The sequence below is a fragment of the Methylobacterium sp. E-016 genome (genome assembly GCF_022829745.1).
Classification (GTDB): domain Bacteria; phylum Pseudomonadota; class Alphaproteobacteria; order Rhizobiales; family Beijerinckiaceae; genus Methylobacterium.
Genome location: NZ_JAKSYF010000130.1, coordinates 66,405 through 84,246, shown reverse-complemented (window position 1 = coordinate 84,246; position 17,842 = coordinate 66,405). Strand labels below are relative to the sequence as shown.

The following is a 17,842-nucleotide window of genomic DNA, read 5'->3' as shown; positions in this document are numbered from 1 at the left end:
GGCTCAAGCCCGGAGCAGGCGAAGGGCGTTGGCCGTCACTAGGACGGTCGCCCCGGTATCCGCCAGGATGGCCGGCCATAGCCCAGTGATGCCTGCGAGCGTCGTCACCAGGAACACGGCCTTAAGCCCCAGCGAGATGGCCACGTTCTGGTGGATGTTGCCGAGCGTCGCCCGGGACAGCGCCACGAGGGCGGCCACGTCCGAGACCCGGTCGTTGAGGATGGCCGCGTCAGCCGTCTCCAGTGCCGCGTCTGTGCCGCCGCCCATGGCAATGCCGACGCTGGCGGAGGCGAGCGCGGGGGCGTCGTTGATGCCGTCGCCGACCATAGCGACCGGGCCGACCTCCTTCAACGCGCCGATCTCGGCGAGCTTGTCGGCCGGCAGCAGGTCGGCCCGGACCGATAGTCCCAGGCCCTTGGCGATGGCCTCGCCGGTGCGCCGGTTGTCGCCGGTCAGCATCACGCATTCGACCCCGAGCCGGCGCAGGGCCGCGACGCCGGCGGCCGCATCCTGTCTGGGCTCGTCCCGGACCGCCACGGCGCCGAGCGCCTCTCCGTCCCGAACCACGACGACGGCGGTCTTGCCGGCTTCCTCAAGGGCCTGCACCGTCGCTTCCGCTTCCGGCGAGAGGCTGGCCAGCGTCGCGGCGTGGCGCGGGGATGCCACCGCGACCGTGCGACCGGCGACCGTGGCCTGGACGGCCTTGCCGGGAACCGCACGGGCATCGCGTACGGGGCGCAGGGGGATGGCGTCGGCCTCCGTACGTTCGAGGATCGCACGAGCGATGGGGTGGCTCGATCCGGCCTCCACCGTCGCCGCGAGCCCGAGCAGGGTGCGATCCGTCATGTCCGGGGCAAATGGGAGGACGTCGGTGACCCTTGGACGCCCTGCCGTGAGCGTCCCCGTCTTGTCGAACGCGACGGTACGCACCCGTCCGATGGTCTCCAGGGCGGCGCCGCCCTTCACCAGCAGTCCCCGCCGCGCTCCGGCGGCAAGACCCGAGGCGATGGCGGCCGGGGTCGAGAGCACGAGGGCGCAGGGGCAGGCGATGAGGAGCAACGCCAGTCCGCGATAGATCCAGGTGCCCCAGTCGGCGCCGAGCAGCAGCGGCGGGCCAAGCGCCGCCAGCGCGGCGACCGCGAAGGCGACCGGGGTGTAGACGGCGCTGAAGCGGTCGATGAACCGGGCGGTCGGCGACTTCGACGCCTGCGCCTCCTCCACCATGTGCAGGATGCGGGCGACGGTGTTGTCCGACGGCATCCGGGTGACCCTGACCTGCAGGGCCCCGTCCGCATTGACGCTGCCGGCATAGACGGCGTCCCCGACCTCCTTTGGCCGGGGCACCGATTCCCCCGTGATCGGGGACTCGTCGAGGCTCGACGTGCCGTCCGTGACCTCGCCGTCCGCAGGGACGCGGTCACCCGGGCGCACCAGCACGGTTTGGCCGATCACCAGGGAGGCGGCCGCCACCTCACGCACGGCGCCGTCCCCCTCGACCAGGCGCGCCGTCTTCGGCACCAGGCCCACGAGGGCCTTGATGCCGGCCCGGGACCGGCCGGCCGCAAAGCCTTCGAGCATCTCGCCAACGGTGAAGAGGAGGACCACCACCGCCGCTTCCTCGGCGGCATGGATGGCGAGCGCCCCGATGGTGGCGACCGACATCAGCATCTCGATGGAGAAGGGCGAGCCGTTGCGGGCGGCGGCGATGGCGCGGCGTCCGTAGAAGGCGAGACCCAGGAGCGCGCCGGGCCAGTAGGCGTATTCCCCGGCCAGCCCGGGCCGAACCGTCTGCAGGAGAAATCCGCTTGCGAACAGGACGGCGATGCCCAGCGCCAAAAGCCCCTTGCGGCTGCGCCAGGCGGGGGTCTCCGCCTCCTCCTCGACGATGGCCGGGGCCGCGATGCCCGTCGTCTGCGAGCGGGCGAGGTCGGCCGCGGTCGGCAGGGACCCGACGCCATAGCCGAGCCCCGTGATCCGGTTCTCCAGGTCCGCCCTGGGCGTCGAGCCCTCGTCGAGCACGAGGTCGAGGACCTGGGCCGTGTAGTTCACGCGCACGTCGCGGACGCCGGGCAGGCGGGTTACCGCCGTTTCGATCTTGGTCGCGCAGCTCGGGCAATCCATGCCCTTCACGCGGTAGCGCAGCGCGGCGCCCGCGGGGACCGCTCCCGATGTTCCTGGCCCTGACATGGCAAGCTCCGTCGACCCGGGCCTCGCGCCGAAGGGTCTGAGGCCCTACATGCACCCTGTAGCAACTACAGGGTCAAGGCCATGGCGCAGGCACCCCCCATGACCATCGGCGACCTGGCCGCGGCGACGAACACCCGCGTCGAGACGGTCCGGTGGTACGAGAAGATGAAGCTCCTGCCGGCGCCGGAAAGGTCGGCGGGCAACTACCGTCTCTACGGTCCGGAGCACCTGCGCCGCCTGAGCTTCATCCGGCGGGGACGGGACCTCGGCTTCACGGTCGACCAGATCCGGGAGCTTCTCGCCATGGCCGACGACCGCGACCGGTCCTGCGCCGAGGTCGACACCATCGCCCGCGCCCACCTGGCGCAGGTCGAGCGCAAGCTGGCCGACCTGACCCGGTTGGCGCATGAGCTGCGTGACGTCATCGGTCAGTGCGGCTGCGGGTCCGTCGCCGACTGCCGCATCATCGAGGCTTTGTCTCCCCACGGGGATCCGTCCTGAGGATGGATCGGCCCCGTCGGCATCAGGTGGAAGTGCGTCCTCCCGCCGATGTTGCAGAGGCAGTACAGAACGTAGACGCAGGCCGGGATGGCGATGAGGGCCAGGGCGAACGCCCGGCCGGCCGCGCGACGGACGTGGGGCCTGACGCGGCGTCGGCGACGTGGGCCGCCGCCGCCCCAGTCGGCGATGGTTCGGGCGACCTTCTTGCTCATGCCGACCCTCCTACTCGGCGGCGCGGAGATGCGGTTGGACCGGCTTGGGCCGATCCTTCCTCTCGGGGGCGACCGCACCGGCGAACCTGGCATAGAGGGCCGGCAGGACCACGAGGGTCAGAAGGGTCGCCGAGATGAGGCCGCCGATGACTACCGTCGCCAGGGGGCGCTGGATCTCTGCCCCGGTCTCGGTCGCCAGCGCCATCGGTACGAACCCGAGGGATGCCACCAGCGCGGTCATCGCCACTGGACGGAGCCGGGTCATGGCGCCCTCCATGATGGCCTCGCGCCTTGGCCGTCCCTCGGCGATGAGCTGCTTGATATAGGTCAGCATCACCAAGCCGTTGAGCACCGCCACCCCGGACAGGGCGATGAAGCCGACGGCCGCGGGCACCGAGAACGGCATGCCCCGCAGCCATAGGGCGGCGATGCCCCCGGTCAGCGCCAAAGGAACCGCGCTGAACACCAGGAGCGCGTCCCGGGCCGAGTTCAGGGCCGAGAACAGCAGCAGGAAGATCAGGAAGAAGCACACCGGGACGACCACCATCAGGCGCTGGCGGGCGGAAGCCAGGTTCTCGAACTGTCCGCCCCAGGTCACGTAGTAGCCGGCCGGGAGCGACACCCCCGAGGTTACCTTGTCCTGCGCCTCGGCCACGAGCGAGCCGATGTCGCGGCCCCGCACGTTGGCGGTGACCACGACCCGGCGCCGGCCGTTCTCGCGCGAGATCTGGTTCGGGCCCTCCGTCACCGAGAAGCTCGCGACCTGCTTCAGGAGCACGGACGCGGCGCGCCCGTTCGGTCCGGGAGGTAACGGCACCGGGATGTTCTCCAGGGCCTCGCGGTCCTCGCGCACCTTGTCGTTGAGGCGCACGACGATGGGGAAGCGCCGGTCGCCCTCGAAGACGACGCCCGCCTCGCGGCCCCCGATGGCCGCCCCGATGACGTCCTGGATCGCGGACGTGCTCAGGCCCAGGCGGGCCGCCTCGGCCTTGTTGATCCCGATCTCCAGGAACGGCAGCCCAGCCGTCTGCTCGACCTTCACGTCGTCCGCGCCCTCGACCCCGCGCAGGATGCCGGCGATCTGGTTCGCGGCCGCGGTCATCGCGCCTAGGTCATCGCCGAAGACCTTCACGGCGAGGTCGCCGCGTGTGCCGGCCAACAGCTCGTTGAAGCGAAGCTGGATGGGCTGGGAGAACTCGTAGACGTTGCCCGCGAGCGCCCCGAGGGCCTTCTCGATGCTCTCCTGCAACTCGGCCTTGGACAGGTCCGGGTCCGGCCATTCGGCTTGCGGCTTCAGGATGACGAAGGTGTCCGACGAGCTCGGCGGCATCGGGTCCGAGGCGACCTCGGCGGTCCCGGTCTTCGAGAAGACGTAGGCGACCTGGGGGAACCGGCCGATGGCCTGCTCGACCTTCAGCTGCATCGCCTGCGATTGCGACAGGGACGTCGACGGGATGCGCTGGGCGTTCAACGCGATGCTCTTCTCGTCGAGCTGCGGGATGAACTCCTGCCCCAGACCCCTGAACAGGATGCCTGCCCCGACAAGCAACACCAGGGCGACCGCGACGAACAGCATGGGCACGCGCAGGGCGGCCCCGAGGACTGGGCGGTAGGCGGCCTTGATCGCCCGGACGAAGAGGTTGTCGGTCTCGGTGACCTTGCCGGTGATGACGATGGAGATCATCGCCGGGACGAAGGTGAGCGACAGGACGAAGGCCGCGACCAGGGCGATGATGACGGTGAGCGCCATCGGCTCGAACATCTTGCCCTCGACCCCGGTGAAGGTGAGGAGCGGCACGTAGACGAGGATGATGATGGCCTGCCCGTAGAGGGAGGGCTTGATCATCTCCTCGGCCGAGGCCCGCACGGTGGCGAGGCGCTCCTCCAGGTCGAGCTTTCGCCCGAGTTCCCCTTGGCGTTCGGCGAGATGGCGAAGGGCGTTCTCGGTGATGATGACTGCCCCGTCGACGATGAGGCCGAAATCGAGGGCCCCAAGGCTCATCAGGTTGGCGCTGATGCGGCCCTGGACCATGCCCGTCATGGTCATCAGCATCGCCACCGGGATGACGAGGGCCGTGACGATGGCCGCGCGGATGTTGCCGAGCAGCAGGAACAGGATGACCACGACGAGGGCCGCGCCCTCGGCCAGGTTCTTGGCGACCGTCCGGATGGTGGCCTCGACCAGGACCGTGCGGTTGAGGACCGTCTGGACCTCGACGCCGGGCGGGAGCGTGCGCCGGATGCCGGTCATGCGCGCGTCGACCGCGGCGGCGACGGTGCGGCTGTTCTCGCCGATCAGCATCAGGGCGGTGCCGATGACGACCTCCTGCCCGTCCTCGCTGCCTGACCCGGTGCGCAGATCGCGCCCGATCCGCACCTCGGCGACGTCGGAGATGCGGACCGGCACGCCGCCGCGCGTGGTCACGACGACGGAGCCAATGTCCTCCATGCTCTCCAAGCGGCCGGCGGCGCGCACGACGTAGCCCTCGCCGTTGTCTTCCAGGTAGCGCGCACCCTGGTTGGCGTTATTAGCCTCCAGCGCCCGCCCGATGTCGGCGAAGGACAGGTCGAGGGCCGTCAGCCTCATCGGATCGGGCTGGACGTGGTACTGCTTCTCGAAGCCGCCGATGCCGTCGACGCCGGCCACGCCCGGGACGGTCCTCACCTGTGGGCGGATGATCCAGTCCTGGACCGTGCGCAGGTAGGCCGTGCGTTCGAGCTCCGTCGAGAGCCTCTGGCCCTCGGGTGTGAGGTAGCTGCCGTCCGGCTGCCAACCGGGTTTGCCGGGCTTCGAGACCTTGCGCTCAGCAGGTTTCGCGTAGTGCACCGACCACATGTAGATCTCGCCCAGGCCCGTCGAGATCGGCCCCATGCGCGGCTCGACCCCGGACGGCATCGCCGCCTCGGCCTCCTGAAGACGCTCGGCGACCTGCTGGCGGGCGAAGTAGATGTTCGTCGCCTCGGAGAAGACGGCGGTGACCTGGGAGAACCCGTTCCGGGATAGCGAGCGGGTGTATTCCAGGCCCTTGATGCCTGCGAGCGCGGTCTCGACCTGATACGTGATGATGCGCTCGATGTCGTTCGGCGAGAGCGAGGGCGCAGTGGTGTTGATCTGCACCTGGTTGTTGGTGATGTCCGGCACCGCGTCGATGGGAAGCTTCGTCAGCGAGAACACGCCGAACCCGGCCGCGAGCAGCGACAGGAGCACCACGAGCCAACGCTGGCGGACGGAGAAGTCGAGGATCTTCGAGATCATGGCGGCCGCCCTCAGTGGTCGTGGTCGGCTTCGGCCTTGCCGAGCTCGGCCTTCAGGACGAAGGAGTTGGCCACCGCGACCTCGTCGCCGGGCTCCAGGCCGGCGACGACCTCGTAGGCATCGTCGTCCGCCTTGCCGAGGGTCACCTCTCGCTTCGAGAAGCCCTCCTCGGTCCGCACGAACACCACCTTCTCGCCGCCGATGGTCTGGATGGCGGACTTCGGCAGCCGCACCGCGACCTTGTCCTGGGCGATCTCGATCTCGGTCGTGACGAAGGTGCCCGGGCGCCAGGACATGTCCTTGTTCGGCAGGGCGACGATGACCCGGGCCGAGCGCGTCTCCGGGTTGAGGATCGGGCTGACGAAGACGACCTTGCCCTCGGGGCGGGGAGCGTCCTCGCCCCCGACGATAGTCACCCTGGCGCCCTCGCGGACCTTGGACAGCTCGGTGGTGGGGACGGGGAGCTCGATCCAGAGGGAGGAGAGGTCGGCCACGGTATAGACGTCGGCCGGGTCCCCCTCGCTGCCGACCTTCGTTCCGACGTCGACCTTGCGCTCCACGATCCGCCCCGCGAGGGGGGACCTGAGCTCGAAGCGGCGAAGCGACGACAAGTTCGGAGTGGTTTCGTCCTTCTTGGCCGCGGCGGCGACCTCGGTCGCGTTCAGCCCGAGGGCCGATAGCTTCTGGCGGGAGAGATCGACCCGCAGGCCCGCCTCGGAGTAGGCGGCCTTCGCGTTCAGGAAGGCCGATTCCGCCGAGATCCTCTTGTCCCAGAGGGCCTGCTGCCGGTCGAAGTTGGTCTTTTCCAGATCCGCCTTGACCGTCGCGGTGAGGAAGTCGCTCTTGGCATCCGCGACCTCGCGGCTGTCCAGGACGGCGACGATCTCGCCCTTGGCGACGTCCTCGCCGAGACGCTTGCGCATCTCCGCCACTGTCCCGGCGACCCGCGCAGGCACCCGGGCGATCCGGTCGGCGTCCTGGGTGATGGTGCCGGGCACCAGGAGATGGCGCGAGAGGATGCCGCCCTCGACATGCGCCAGCTTGATGTCCTGCTCGGCGGCCTGCTCGGCCGTCATCTTGATCTTGCCCTCGCTTGCCTCGTCGTGGCCGTGCGCCTCGCCCTCGGCGTGTTTGTGGTCGCCGTCGACCTTGGTGGCCTGCGCCCCGGTCACGGCCGCGTTGGTCGCCGGAGTCTTGGCCGCGGTGGAGGACAGGCCGGCGGCGGCCAGCGCGCCCCGCACGGTCTCGGACACGCGGGGGACGGCACCGCCGATGGCGACGCCTATGGCCAGGAGGGCCACGGATATGATTGCACGCATGGAAGGGAGGCCGTTCGCATAGGACCGCGGTCACCGCCTGGGGCTGGGTCGACGGTCCGGTTCAAGTCAAGCTCGCTCAAGGAGCCGGCATCCGCTGGGATGTCCGGTCTGCATCCGCCACGGCCGTGGCGGTGCCGCCTCAGGCGCGAGGGGGCCTTGGAAGGCGACCGGCGGAGATCGAGGCTACGGTGACGTCGGCCGTGGCATAGGACGGGCGTCCGGCGGTGGCGATCGGAATCCCGGGTGACGCCTCGATGCCAATGGCCAGATGGCAGCCGCAGGTCGCATGGCAGGCCGGGCACCCGTCGGGCTGGTCCGGCGCACCCTTATGCGAGGACGTGGCGAACGCGGGCGCGTGATCAGGAAGGCGATGGGCGTCGGCGGAGGAAATCGCACAGGGCGCCATGAGCGCCAGGAGGAGGACGAACGACAGCAGGCGGACGGCGGTCGCCCACCAGCCGCGCGACGCCTCGTAGGCCCTGATCGGGAATCCCGCGCTCATGACTGCCTTATGGACGATCCGGAGGCGCTCGTACATGCCGGACGGGCGTCCCAGGGCGCCTATCCGAATGCCGACATGCTCGGGGGTGCGTCCGCGGAGACGTCGCCCCCCTCTGCGTCTGGGGTCGCCGTAGCGTCGCGATTCCCGGCCGCCCGAGCAGGTCGGCGAGGAGCGGGACCGGGCATCGGACATGCTGCGCACCTAGTTTGGAACCGGTCCTGGCGATCGTCCGACAAGCCGAAGATGGAGCTGGGTTAGGCACGGGCGGCCCCTTCCACGAAGGGACGGAACCGCGCACCGGCCCATGCGTAAAACCCTCCAGGCCACGCTTACCGGGGATCAACCAAGGGAGCCGGGCCGCCAGCCTCAGCAGAATGCCGCGGTTGAAGTTCGGGTAGCATGGTGCTACCTCTTGGAGGCTGGATGACGCCGCACAATCCCCTGGCAAAGGTCCGCGCGCTCGCCGCCGACGAGGAGGCCTGTTCGTTCTTTTCTCCCGTCCTCGAAGAGCTCAGGACCCGTAAGCTCGACACGGACGACCTGCGGGCGATCATCCAGACGGAATTGGGCGAGGCGCACTTCAGCAAGTCCGAGCCGACGCGAAGACACCACCCGACCACCGTGTCGGACTACTACTCGATCTGGGTCGACGACTGCGCCGACTGGATGTTCCTGAAGCTGCTGGTCACCGGCGCTGACGTCCTGGTCGTCACCTCATTCAAGAAGGATATCGATCGATGACGATGGAGGCCTGCCAAGCCTGCGAGGCGATCGCGGTCTGCGAGCGCGTCGAGCCCTTCGTGGTCGAACGGTCGGGGAAGAGCCTCGCCATCCAGGACCGTCGCATGGCCTGTGCCGAATGCGGGAACGTCAGCTATCAGGGCTCTCAGATCTCCGAGCACGAGCTCGCCGTCGCCAACGCCGTGCGAGAGATGGACGGGCTCCTGTCCGCCGCCGAGCTCAACGCCATCCGCCTCAAGTACAAGCTCCGCCAGGCCGACATGGAACAGATCCTCTCCACCGGCCCGAAGACCTGGACCCGCTGGGAGCGCGGCAAGGTTCCTCAGAGCAAGGTCGCCGACCGCTACATCCGAGCCCTAGCCCGGGACCCCTACCTCGCCCGCCGCGAGATGCTTGCGGCCGGGGTCGTAAACCCGGAGGCCGAGGGCGTCTTCGCCCAGATCGAGCTTGACGATCGCAAGCGCGCCCACGCCGTCATGCGCGACGCCCTCGGGCGGCGCACCGAGATCGACCACGAGCGCTTCGCCGCCCTCGCTGCCGACGCGGCCTTCGACGCCTTCCACGGTAACCACGCGAACCCGGAAGCCGTCGCCGCATGAGCGAGAAGCCTCCCATGGGCGTGCTCCACCACCTTCCGCCGAGGAAACCCCTCGCGGATATGGAGGATTTCCGGCGCGACGTGGGAGAGACCATCGCGGCACAGTTCCGGGAGCAGAACGAGATCCTCCGCGCCGAGCGCGGTGAGCATCTAGCGCGTGTCCGGGAACAGGATGAGCGCCTCCAGCGGCAAGGCGAGCTCATTGAGCGGCTCACCCGCGGCGTCGAGCTCCTCGTCACCGAGATGCACGGCGTCCGGACCGGCAAGGCGGAGGAGGCCTTCGCCCGCGTCGGCGGCGAGAGCGCCGCCCCGGACCTGCCCACCGTCTCCGCGGAGTCCGCAGTGGTCTACATCTGTACCGCGGGCAGTATCGGCCGGAAGCTCGACTTCCGCGCCAGCGAGATCGGTACCCTGCTCGGCGCCAAGGGCCTGCGCTGGGCGGGCAACGGCGCCTACCAGGAACTCGGACGCGAGGTCGGCCCGAACCATACCAAGTTCTGGCACCGCGACGTCCCCGCCCGGCTCCGGCGCGTCCTGGACGAGAACAACCCAGCCCGCCACGGCATCACCGATCGCAGTGTCCTCGCGATCTTCCGCAAGTGGAGCGCCCGCCGGACCGGCGGCCCAGACCTCCTCGACAGCATCGAGGCGCTCAAGGCCTGAGCCCGGGCATCAGTTTCGGTGTGCCGCGGCGATTTGCTGTAACCTTGGTGACGGGGTTTTGATGAAAGCGCATCTAAGAAGCTATAAGCGTTGTCACGCGATCTATCTCATCGGATTGTATTGTACTTGTACATATCCATCCCGGACTAATTATCACGCATTCGCTACGCGAAACTCTCAACGAGAGATAATAATGGCATGATAGGTATCGGAAGCGCAGAATTCTACAAAATATTTCACGAGGAAATAGAAAAACCTCGAGTATTTGCTGATATAAATCAGCTTGCGCCGTCCGACATCGAACTCAGAATTCGCGCAATCTTCACTGGGCATAATTTTGATTTGGATGCTGTCGGCTTCGTACAAGCCTGTATGTATCAGCGAGAACAGAAGCTACCTTTCATAAAAATTGGACCCAAGCGACTTACTGAAGATGTTGACCTACTCGTTAAGGCCGTCGCATTCGGAATAGTTGACTGTCAAGAAATATCAACTGATCTCAGATTTAGTCTGTCAAGACCAGAGTCGAATCTGTATGTAAACGGATTTCCTGCATGTTGTTTGAGAGATATAAATCGGATGCACGATGACGATCAAGATATGGATCACTTAGAATTCACACGATTACACGGAGCAGCCGTGCTCGATCAAATCCAGCCTGTCATTCGTGATTTAAAAACATATTGGGGGAAGGAACCTCTCAATAAAAGCGTCCTGAAAAAGAGGTTGTTTTTACCAATAAAATATCAAACAATTTCAGATATTCTCGAAACTGTCCCCGGTGAAATCATGCAAAGTTCACTAAGAGGACAAATTGAAAGGGCAGCATATGTAAGACATGAAAGATTGAGACTGCTTAGGAGCCCCCGGTTACCTTCGATAGACGATGAAAAGGCGATTTTTGATATTTGAAAAATTGCCTGTTACACTGATCGGCGCGAACTACAAACGGCCGGAAGTGAACAGAAGCCGGGGCTGGCTCAATAGCCGGGAAGTCAGCCGACGACGCTGGTTCCCATCGCGTCGGGAGCCTTCAGGTCACACGACTGCATCCCGTGGGGCGATCACGTTAATTACGCGGCCTCGAAGGGCGGCACGACGACGCTGATGTGCACCCTCGCCCAGGAATTCGCCCCGCGCGGGTTGCGCGTGAACGCCATCGACCCGGCGCCGTGAGGACCGGCATTAACGCGGGCCAGATGCAGGGTAAAAATCTGCGCAGTGCGGTGTCGCAGATCCCGTATGGTCGCATCGGACGGGTCGAGGACATCGCCTCAGCCATCGCGTTCCTAGCCTGCGACCTGTCCGACTACATCGTCGGCGACACCCTTCTCGTCGATGGTGGGACGACCACTCCTGGCACGATGCCTATCGGCGGTAGGCCGGGGCCCGTACCTCCAAATCCGATTGATAGGTGAAAACCGTTAAGGCGCATCAGGGCTCGTCGCGGCCTGCGATGTTCCGGTCGGCATCCCGCTCGAAGGTCGAGGTGGTCAGCGCGTCGGGGATCCGCTCGGCGATCATTAGAAAGGGGCCTTGCATGGTGTCGGGGGCTAGCAGGGCCAGGCTGCCGCGGCGGAGGGCGCCGTCGATCTCAACCAGGTGGCCGCGGCACCTACTGCGGTAGGCGACGATGACAGAAGGCCGTCAAACGCCCTTTTGCTGCTCACGAAGCTGGTCCACCCAGGCCCTCAGGTCCCCGACGGCCTTGAGCAGTTCGTCTGGGCGCAGGGGAGCAGCGTTCCGCCCGGGAGATGGATCGTGGGCTTCCGTCTGATCGCAGCACCGTTTGAAGCCGGCGGCGAAATCCTCGACGTTGGCAACGGTCAGGCTCGCCACCTTTCTCAGGTCCTTGGTGCTGATGTAGTCGCGGTGCCTTTGGATGACGCAGTTGAAGGCCACCTCCTCAAGGGCCCGTTCCCACGTGCTTCGTAACCTGCTGAAGAAGTGGGAGGCCGCAGCCCCGTACTCATCATCCCGATTGTCGTCGTAGAGGACCTTGGCCGCCCGTGCGTCCTTCTCAAGAGCGTCGAGGCGCTCCCGGACCTTAGCCCCGATCCAGGGCAGTCCCTGGTTCACGACGCCCGCGCCGGCAGAGGTGTGGGTGAGCGAGATCAGGGAGACCGGGATCCTGCCGTCGATTGACAGCGCATGCAGGTCGTTCAGGAAGACGAGGTCATGCGTGAAGACGATAATCTGCCGGACGCCCCCTTCCTCGACCAGCCGCTCGGCGACCTTGCGCCGCCACCGATGGTCCAGCGAGGAGACCGGATCGTCGAAGACCAGCGTCGATCCATGAGCCGCGGTAGCGAGCTCGGTCAGGAAGGCGGCCAGGGCCACGCAGGTCTGCTCGCCCTCGCTCAGGATCTCGCCGACCTTCGCCCTCTCGTTGGCGAACAGCCGGACCTGGTACTGCGGGGAGCCGTACCTGCCGCCCGAACGGACGATGTCGACCCTCACCCTGTGGGCGGCCAGCTTCTGGATTTCTTCCTGAAAGCGATCGCGGACCTTCGGCGTGATGACCTTGTCGGCGATCGTGTTGCCGAGCGTCGTGATGGCATTCGTCGCCATCTCGGACAGGCAGTCCTTCAAACCCGCCAGCTCGCTCAGCCGTGCCACCTCGATCCTCGCCTTCGGCAGCAGTGCCTCCAAGAGTGCGCGGTCACGCAACTCGTCCCGTTCCGCAACCAGCCGTACCCGACCGGCGGGATCGACCGCCGTCAGAAGCTCCTTGGCATAGGCCTGCGTATCATCCGCAAGAGTCGTCAGCGTGCCGATGATGCCGGCCGCAACCACGGGCATTGGACCCGCCCCGCGGTCGGCGAGTGCCCGCGTGCAGATCCATCGCCGAAGCCGGACGGTCGCCAGCCCGCGCAGGATCGCGGCGGCGACATCTGGATGGGTCACCGACAGCTGGCGGCGCAGCGGAAACCCGGACATCCGCAGCGACAGACCCGACAGCTTCCCCAGGGCTTCCTCGTAGGCGACCTCGGCCTTCCGCGCCTCGCGCTCGCTGTCGGCCTTCACAAACTCCTCAAAGGTCAGCTTCAGATCCCCGGTCCCTTCGGAGATCGGCTGGTGGCAGAGCACGCAGACCGCTTCCGCGTCCGTCCGCGGGAAGTCGTGCCCCTCGTAGGCGACATGCTCCGAGTAATGCCGCGCCGCGTCCCATAGGGCTCGCCAGGTCGCCTCCCCGACCCCCTTCAGGGCGCTTCCGCCGAAGGCGCGTTCGGCCGCGAGCGAGGCGGCGGAGCGTTTGGAGCGGGCGGTCCCGGCGAGCGCCGCAAGCTGCGCGAGCTCCGCATCCGACACCGCCCCGAAGACCCTATCAAGCTCCTCGGAGAGGCGGCGTACGGCCCGGGCCAGCTCGCGCTGCTCCCCTGAGGCCCGGACCAGGTCGCGGGCCAGGTCCTCCTCAAGCCGGCGAAGCCTTGCGCGCTCCTCCGCTGACAGGTTCGACAGCTTTTCCAGGGGTCCGAGGTCGGTACCCGGAGCGAGCGCGCCGAGAAGCCGCCCGACCCGGGTCCCAGACCCGAACGCGGGTTCCGTGAACGCCGAATCCCGCGCCTGCTCAAGCGCCCCCTGTTCCGCCGTCAGCGCCGTGCGGATCGCTTGGCAGACACCGGCGAGCTCATCGGGGATGTCGAGCCCGAACGGACGGAACGCGACCTCGTTCCTCTCGCGCACATGGACCATTCCGCATTCGCGGTCGAAGACGCTGACGCTGGAAAGGATGGCGTGGGGAGAGCCCGCGTCGGTCCAGGCCAGCGGCGCGATCGGATCGCCCGATACGACGCATCCGATCGTGGCGGATCCCGCATCGGCACCGCCGCCGAAGGCATTCGGCAGGATCTCGCCGGGGGAACGTGCCCGGCACGCCCGCTTCAGGATGCGGGCATACCCGGATTTTCCTACCCCGTTGTCGCCGTAGACGATCGTAATTCCATCGGGTTCAAACGAGAGTTCCTGGCCGGGAGCGAGCCGATTGACGCCCATGACATCCCTGATCGAGGTCAGCGCTACCTTCTCACCGGCGGTGGCCATGGACGGAACATGCTCGGCGCCCAAGGGCGACGGTGTCACCTCGATACCGGGAAAGCCACATCCCCTCTTGCAGAGCAGTGCAAGCTCTTGGTGATCGTCGGCGTCGAGGGTGCGCTTGGCCACTATGCGACGTAGGGCGTCCCGCTGCCAGTCAGGCTTATTCCTCGACCATTGCAGGATGATCTCGAAGACCGAACCCGTCGCCGCCATCGAGACTCGTTCCCCCGCACGGGTTCGAGCTTAGCAGCAGAACCCTCGGATCCGTAAGGGGCGCCGGCGGCGTCGCTGGCTCCGACCCGTCAGTCCTCGGGACGCCGCCTGTAGGCCTTGTCCACTTTGTTGGAGAAGTTCCCGTGGCTCAAGCGCATCTCTATCTTCTTGCGTGGCAATAGAGCGTCAATGGCCTTCTTGGTGGAGCGCCATGCTACTCAAGCTCCGTCGACTAGTGCACTGACTCAGACGGATGGTTCAAGGGTTCGGTTGAGAGCGTCGAAGATGGCAGCGGCGGGTTTGGTCCAGACGAAGGGTCTGGGCCTTTGGTTGTGCTCGACGATGTAGCGTTTGATGGCCGCCTGCAGGTCGACGAGTCCGGTGAAGGTCCCGCGTCGCAACCGGCGGCGTGTGAGGGCGGAGAAGAAGCCCTCGACGGCGTTGAGCCATGAGGCCTATGTCGGGGTGAAGTGGAAAGTCCATCGCGGATGGCGGGCGAGCCAGGCGCGGACCTTCGGGTGCTTGTGGCTGCCGTAGTTGTCGAGCACCGCGTGGATCACCTTGCCCGCCGGCACGGCGGCCTCGACCGCGTTCAGGAAGCGGATGAACTCGCCATGGCGATGGCGCTGCATGCAGCGGCCGAGCACGGTGCCCTCCAAGACGTTCAAGGCGGCGAACAGGGTTGTGGTGCCGTGACGGCTGTAGTCATGGGTCTGGGCGGCGGGATGCCCTGGTCCGAGCGGCTGGTCGGGACGGGTGCGCTCCAGGGCCTGGATCTGGCTCTTCTCGTCGATGGAGAGCACGACCGCATGGGCGGGCGGATCCATGTAGAGGCCGACCACATCCTCGACCTTCTCGGCAAAGGCCGGATCGTGGGATCGTTTGAAGGTGCGAACCCGATGCGGTTGCAGGCGATGCGCCTGCCAGATCCGCTGCACGGAGCGCAACGAGATCCCGGTCTGCTGGGCGACGGCGCGCCCGGTCCAGTGGGTCACCTCGCCGGGGGGCTCCGAGCAGGTCAGCGCCAGCACCTTGGCCACCGTTCGGGTCGGATGGGGTGGGATGCCTGGCGGGCGGGTCCTGTCGCGCAGCAAGCCTTCGACGCCCTCCTCAGCAAAGCGCTGCTGCCAGCGTCAGACGGCGGGCCGACTGACACCGGCCTGCCGGGCCACGTCCTGTACGTTGAGACGCTCGGCCGAGAGCAGAACGATACGGGCCCGCAGGATGTGTTTGAGGGGCCGTGATCGATCCCCGGCGATCTCGGTCAGCTGTGACTGGGCGGTGTCATCGAGGAGCACGCAAACGGTCTGAGCCATCGCACAGACTCGCACACGTCACCCACCACGTGAATCCTCTGATCGCGTCAGTGCACTAGGTCGCCCGCGCCCAAGCCGCCCGGGCCATTTAGCCACTGACCGCCTCCTCGGCATCCGGAGCGACCGCATCATCGAGCGCTACGACGCCGCCCGGGGCGCGGCGATCGCCGATCGGGCCCGCGACGGGGTGGCCCAGCAGATCGCAGTCTCCCACGCCGGCACCATCGAGGCCTTCTGCGAGCGGGTGAAGCCGGCCGCCCCATCCGCCAAGCCTTGCCGCCTCAGCTACCCCGAGGGGATGAAGGACAGCCACGTCCGGACGGAGCTCAGGGCAGGGCACCTGGCGGGCTGGCATTGGGCCCGGCTCTGCTCCGTGGCCGACGCGATGGGCTGCGATCTCGAAGTGACGCTGAAGCCGCGCTCCAAGGGCTGAGAACCCCTCCGAAGGGGCGTCGCGTCAGTCGAGTGTTTTCGACCAGGCCATCTCCTCCCCCCGTTACTCCTATCCGGTGTAACGCGGGAATTGCGAACTCCCGGACCTCAGGGATCCAGTCCGAGGCGGGCCGCGAGGGCGGTCGCGACGGCCTCGCGCCGGTAGACGACCGCCGGCTTTCCGGCCGCGATGGCCCGTTCCGTGCGGGCCTTGAGCGCGGCGGCCGCCGCCAGCAGAACCCTTCCCGCGTCGATCGGGCTCGCGAGGCGGTACCCCTTGGGCGCGCCTGCGATGACGACCGCCAGCCCGTCAGCGATCGCGCGGTCGAGCGTCGCCGGGTCGGGCGCGCCCGCCTCCGCCGCCCGGGCGCGGGAGGCCGCCTTGACGGCGCGGTTTGCCTCGCGTGCACGGGCGGCCGAGGATGAGGTGCGGGGTGCGGTCATGGGCGTAGGATGCCGTGACGAGGTGCAAGGCACCATGACATGTCACGGCATCGGCACTCGCTCGGCACTCCCTCGTGCGCACGTCGTGCTGAGCTCAGCATTTCCTCAGCATATTTTTGGGCGTTTCAGTCTGCATGATCGGCGATTCATCAAGAGCGAAATCGCGATCCGTTCAGGACGCATGCTGCAGCCCCCCCGGAAACGGGGTGTTCACCATCCCATGTGGATCCACGTGGCACCGGGTTGACGGGGAGTCCCGCCCAGGCGCGAATTGGGCGGTGAGATCCGCCCCGCCAGGAGAGACGCCCATGTCGCACCAGACCCGCAGCTTCGCGATCGACAGCAGCATCCGCGTTGGCCAGGGCCTGGCTCTCGGGCACTCCGCGATCCAGGGTGCCTTCGACGGCCTGCGCGCTCGGCAGGACACGGACCGGCACGCCGTCTCGCGCCTCGCCGGCCGCCTCGGGCAAGCCCGCCGGGATGCCGTCGCGGTCGAGGCCGAGGCCGATGCCCTTGCCGCTGAGGCCGCCGAGCTCCGCCTCCTCCTCGGGGCCGCCCTGCAGCGCGCCGCGGCGGCCGAGGCCCGGGCCGAGCGGGCCGAGCGCGCGGTCGTCGCCGCCGCCCGGCGCCAGGGCCTCGTCTAGCCTCAAGCCCCCCCAGACATGCGAAGGGCCCGCCGGGATGACCGGCGGGCCCTTCGTCGTTCGGTCGCTGACACGTCACATGCGGCAGGCGGCGACGCGGGCGTGGGCCTCGGGGGTCTCCAGGAGCCTGTAGGCCTCCTCAATGACCCTCTTGTCGTCTGCGTCGTACTCGCCGGGGCGAGGCTTCGGGGCCTCGGCATCAAGGCGCGCCTGAAGGGACGGCATCAGGGGCAGGCCCCCATGGATCTCCGAGAGGGACTCGGCGCGGAGATGCTGCTCGACGCGGAACGCGGGCACGAATGCCAGATTGCACCGGGCGCCAGTGTCGAGGCCGGCGAGCCAGGATGCGACGTCCCGCGGGAGCGGGGCGAGATCCCTGCCGGAGCGGCCAGTCGGGTCCATCGCGGCTCGGTTGTGCGCGATAACGAGCTCTCCGAGGCCAAGCGCGACCGGGCGCGGGCCGGCCGCGGCGCGGTTGTCGTTGGCCAGGGCGACCTCGGCGACGTCGGACGCGTGGACGGCCGGACGGGGCAGCAGGGCCCCGAGGACACCGCCGATCCCGGAAGCCGTGAGATCCAGCCCCCGAGCCGGGCCCTCCAGGCCGGCTCCGACGGCGGTAGCGGTGCGGTCGACCGCGGCCTTCGCGACGCCGGCGACGCGCTTCACGTCCCCGTACAGGGACACGGCGGCCTCGCGGGCGTCGCCAAAAATGGCGGCGATGAGAGCGGCGATGAAGGCCAGGATTTTCTTGAGGTCGATCATTGCGGGACTGC

Annotated in this window: 14 protein-coding genes and 2 pseudogenes; 8 read left to right on the top strand and 8 right to left on the bottom strand. The window is 67.6% G+C overall.

The genetic code is table 11. The features are described 5' to 3' along the window. Nucleotides 1–3: 3 nt before the first annotated feature. Nucleotides 4–2,187 carry a heavy metal translocating P-type ATPase gene (locus MKK68_RS18315; RefSeq protein WP_147840822.1) on the bottom strand — a complete coding sequence of 728 codons (2,184 nt, stop codon included), beginning with the start codon at nucleotides 2,185–2,187 and terminating at the stop codon, nucleotides 4–6. 99 nt (nucleotides 2,188–2,286) lie between these two features. Here MKK68_RS18315 and MKK68_RS18310 point away from each other — a divergent pair, with 99 nt between their 5' ends. Beyond that, the gene (locus MKK68_RS18310; RefSeq protein WP_147840821.1) at nucleotides 2,287–2,688 is read left to right on the top strand and encodes a MerR family transcriptional regulator; all 402 of its coding nucleotides are present in this window, start codon (nucleotides 2,287–2,289) and stop codon (nucleotides 2,686–2,688) included. Nucleotides 2,689–2,910: 222 nt separating this feature from the next. On the opposite strand, the gene MKK68_RS18305 is transcribed toward MKK68_RS18310, so the two are convergent. From MKK68_RS18305 to MKK68_RS18295, 3 genes are all read right to left on the bottom strand, one after another. Then, nucleotides 2,911–6,156: an efflux RND transporter permease subunit gene (locus MKK68_RS18305; protein ID WP_147840820.1), complete on the bottom strand. Its 3,246-nt coding sequence runs from the start codon at nucleotides 6,154–6,156 to the stop codon at nucleotides 2,911–2,913. A gap of 11 nt (nucleotides 6,157–6,167) precedes the next feature. Further along, nucleotides 6,168–7,475 carry an efflux RND transporter periplasmic adaptor subunit gene (locus MKK68_RS18300; protein ID WP_147840819.1) on the bottom strand — a complete coding sequence of 436 codons (1,308 nt, stop codon included), beginning with the start codon at nucleotides 7,473–7,475 and terminating at the stop codon, nucleotides 6,168–6,170. Between the two features lie 139 nt (nucleotides 7,476–7,614). After that, nucleotides 7,615–8,013, bottom strand: a complete 399-nt coding sequence (locus MKK68_RS18295) for a hypothetical protein (protein ID WP_243924975.1) — start codon at nucleotides 8,011–8,013, stop codon at nucleotides 7,615–7,617. Between the two features lie 387 nt (nucleotides 8,014–8,400). On the opposite strand from MKK68_RS18295, the gene MKK68_RS18290 reads away from it, so the two are divergent. The 5 genes and pseudogenes from MKK68_RS18290 (at nucleotide 8,401) to MKK68_RS29940 (ending at nucleotide 11,397) form a co-directional block, all read left to right on the top strand. Beyond that, complete coding sequence (locus MKK68_RS18290) at nucleotides 8,401–8,718, top strand: type II toxin-antitoxin system MqsR family toxin (RefSeq protein ID WP_187275328.1); 318 nt, start codon at nucleotides 8,401–8,403, stop codon at nucleotides 8,716–8,718. Beyond that, entirely contained in the window at nucleotides 8,715–9,317 is a 603-nt protein-coding gene (locus tag MKK68_RS18285) for a type II TA system antitoxin MqsA family protein (protein WP_147840817.1), read from the top strand. Before MKK68_RS18290 ends, MKK68_RS18285 begins: the two co-directional genes overlap by 4 nt. Beyond that, nucleotides 9,314–9,979, top strand: a complete 666-nt coding sequence (locus MKK68_RS18280; protein ID WP_147840816.1) for a hypothetical protein — start codon at nucleotides 9,314–9,316, stop codon at nucleotides 9,977–9,979. Before MKK68_RS18285 ends, MKK68_RS18280 begins: the two co-directional genes overlap by 4 nt. Before the next feature lie 198 nt (nucleotides 9,980–10,177). Then, a complete protein-coding gene (locus MKK68_RS18275; RefSeq protein ID WP_147840815.1) occupies nucleotides 10,178–10,891 on the top strand; it encodes a hypothetical protein in 714 nt (237 codons plus the stop codon). Nucleotides 10,892–10,987: 96 nt separating this feature from the next. Next, nucleotides 10,988–11,397, top strand: a pseudogene (locus tag MKK68_RS29940) (SDR family oxidoreductase). A gap of 229 nt (nucleotides 11,398–11,626) precedes the next feature. Here MKK68_RS29940 and MKK68_RS18270 read toward each other — a convergent pair. Both MKK68_RS18270 and MKK68_RS18265 read right to left on the bottom strand, forming a co-directional pair. Then, nucleotides 11,627–14,233, bottom strand: coding sequence for an AAA family ATPase (locus tag MKK68_RS18270; protein ID WP_147840813.1), 2,607 nt, complete (start codon nucleotides 14,231–14,233; stop codon nucleotides 11,627–11,629). Between the two features lie 245 nt (nucleotides 14,234–14,478). Continuing rightward, a pseudogene (locus MKK68_RS18265) lies at nucleotides 14,479–15,549 on the bottom strand (IS630 family transposase). Between the two features lie 187 nt (nucleotides 15,550–15,736). Between MKK68_RS18265 and MKK68_RS18260 the strand changes: the two are divergent. After that, the gene (locus MKK68_RS18260) at nucleotides 15,737–15,982 is read left to right on the top strand and encodes a hypothetical protein (protein ID WP_147840812.1); all 246 of its coding nucleotides are present in this window, start codon (nucleotides 15,737–15,739) and stop codon (nucleotides 15,980–15,982) included. Between the two features lie 107 nt (nucleotides 15,983–16,089). Here the strand turns inward: MKK68_RS18260 and MKK68_RS18255 are convergent, their stop codons facing one another. After that, complete coding sequence (locus MKK68_RS18255; RefSeq protein ID WP_056250420.1) at nucleotides 16,090–16,425, bottom strand: hypothetical protein; 336 nt, start codon at nucleotides 16,423–16,425, stop codon at nucleotides 16,090–16,092. Between the two features lie 308 nt (nucleotides 16,426–16,733). Here MKK68_RS18255 and MKK68_RS18250 point away from each other — a divergent pair, with 308 nt between their 5' ends. Further along, complete coding sequence (locus MKK68_RS18250) at nucleotides 16,734–17,069, top strand: hypothetical protein (protein ID WP_056250418.1); 336 nt, start codon at nucleotides 16,734–16,736, stop codon at nucleotides 17,067–17,069. A 75-nt stretch (nucleotides 17,070–17,144) separates the two neighbouring features. Here MKK68_RS18250 and MKK68_RS18245 read toward each other — a convergent pair whose 3' ends face one another. Then, the gene (locus MKK68_RS18245) at nucleotides 17,145–17,831 is read right to left on the bottom strand and encodes a hypothetical protein (RefSeq protein WP_147842683.1); all 687 of its coding nucleotides are present in this window, start codon (nucleotides 17,829–17,831) and stop codon (nucleotides 17,145–17,147) included. Nucleotides 17,832–17,842 lie beyond the last annotated feature (11 nt).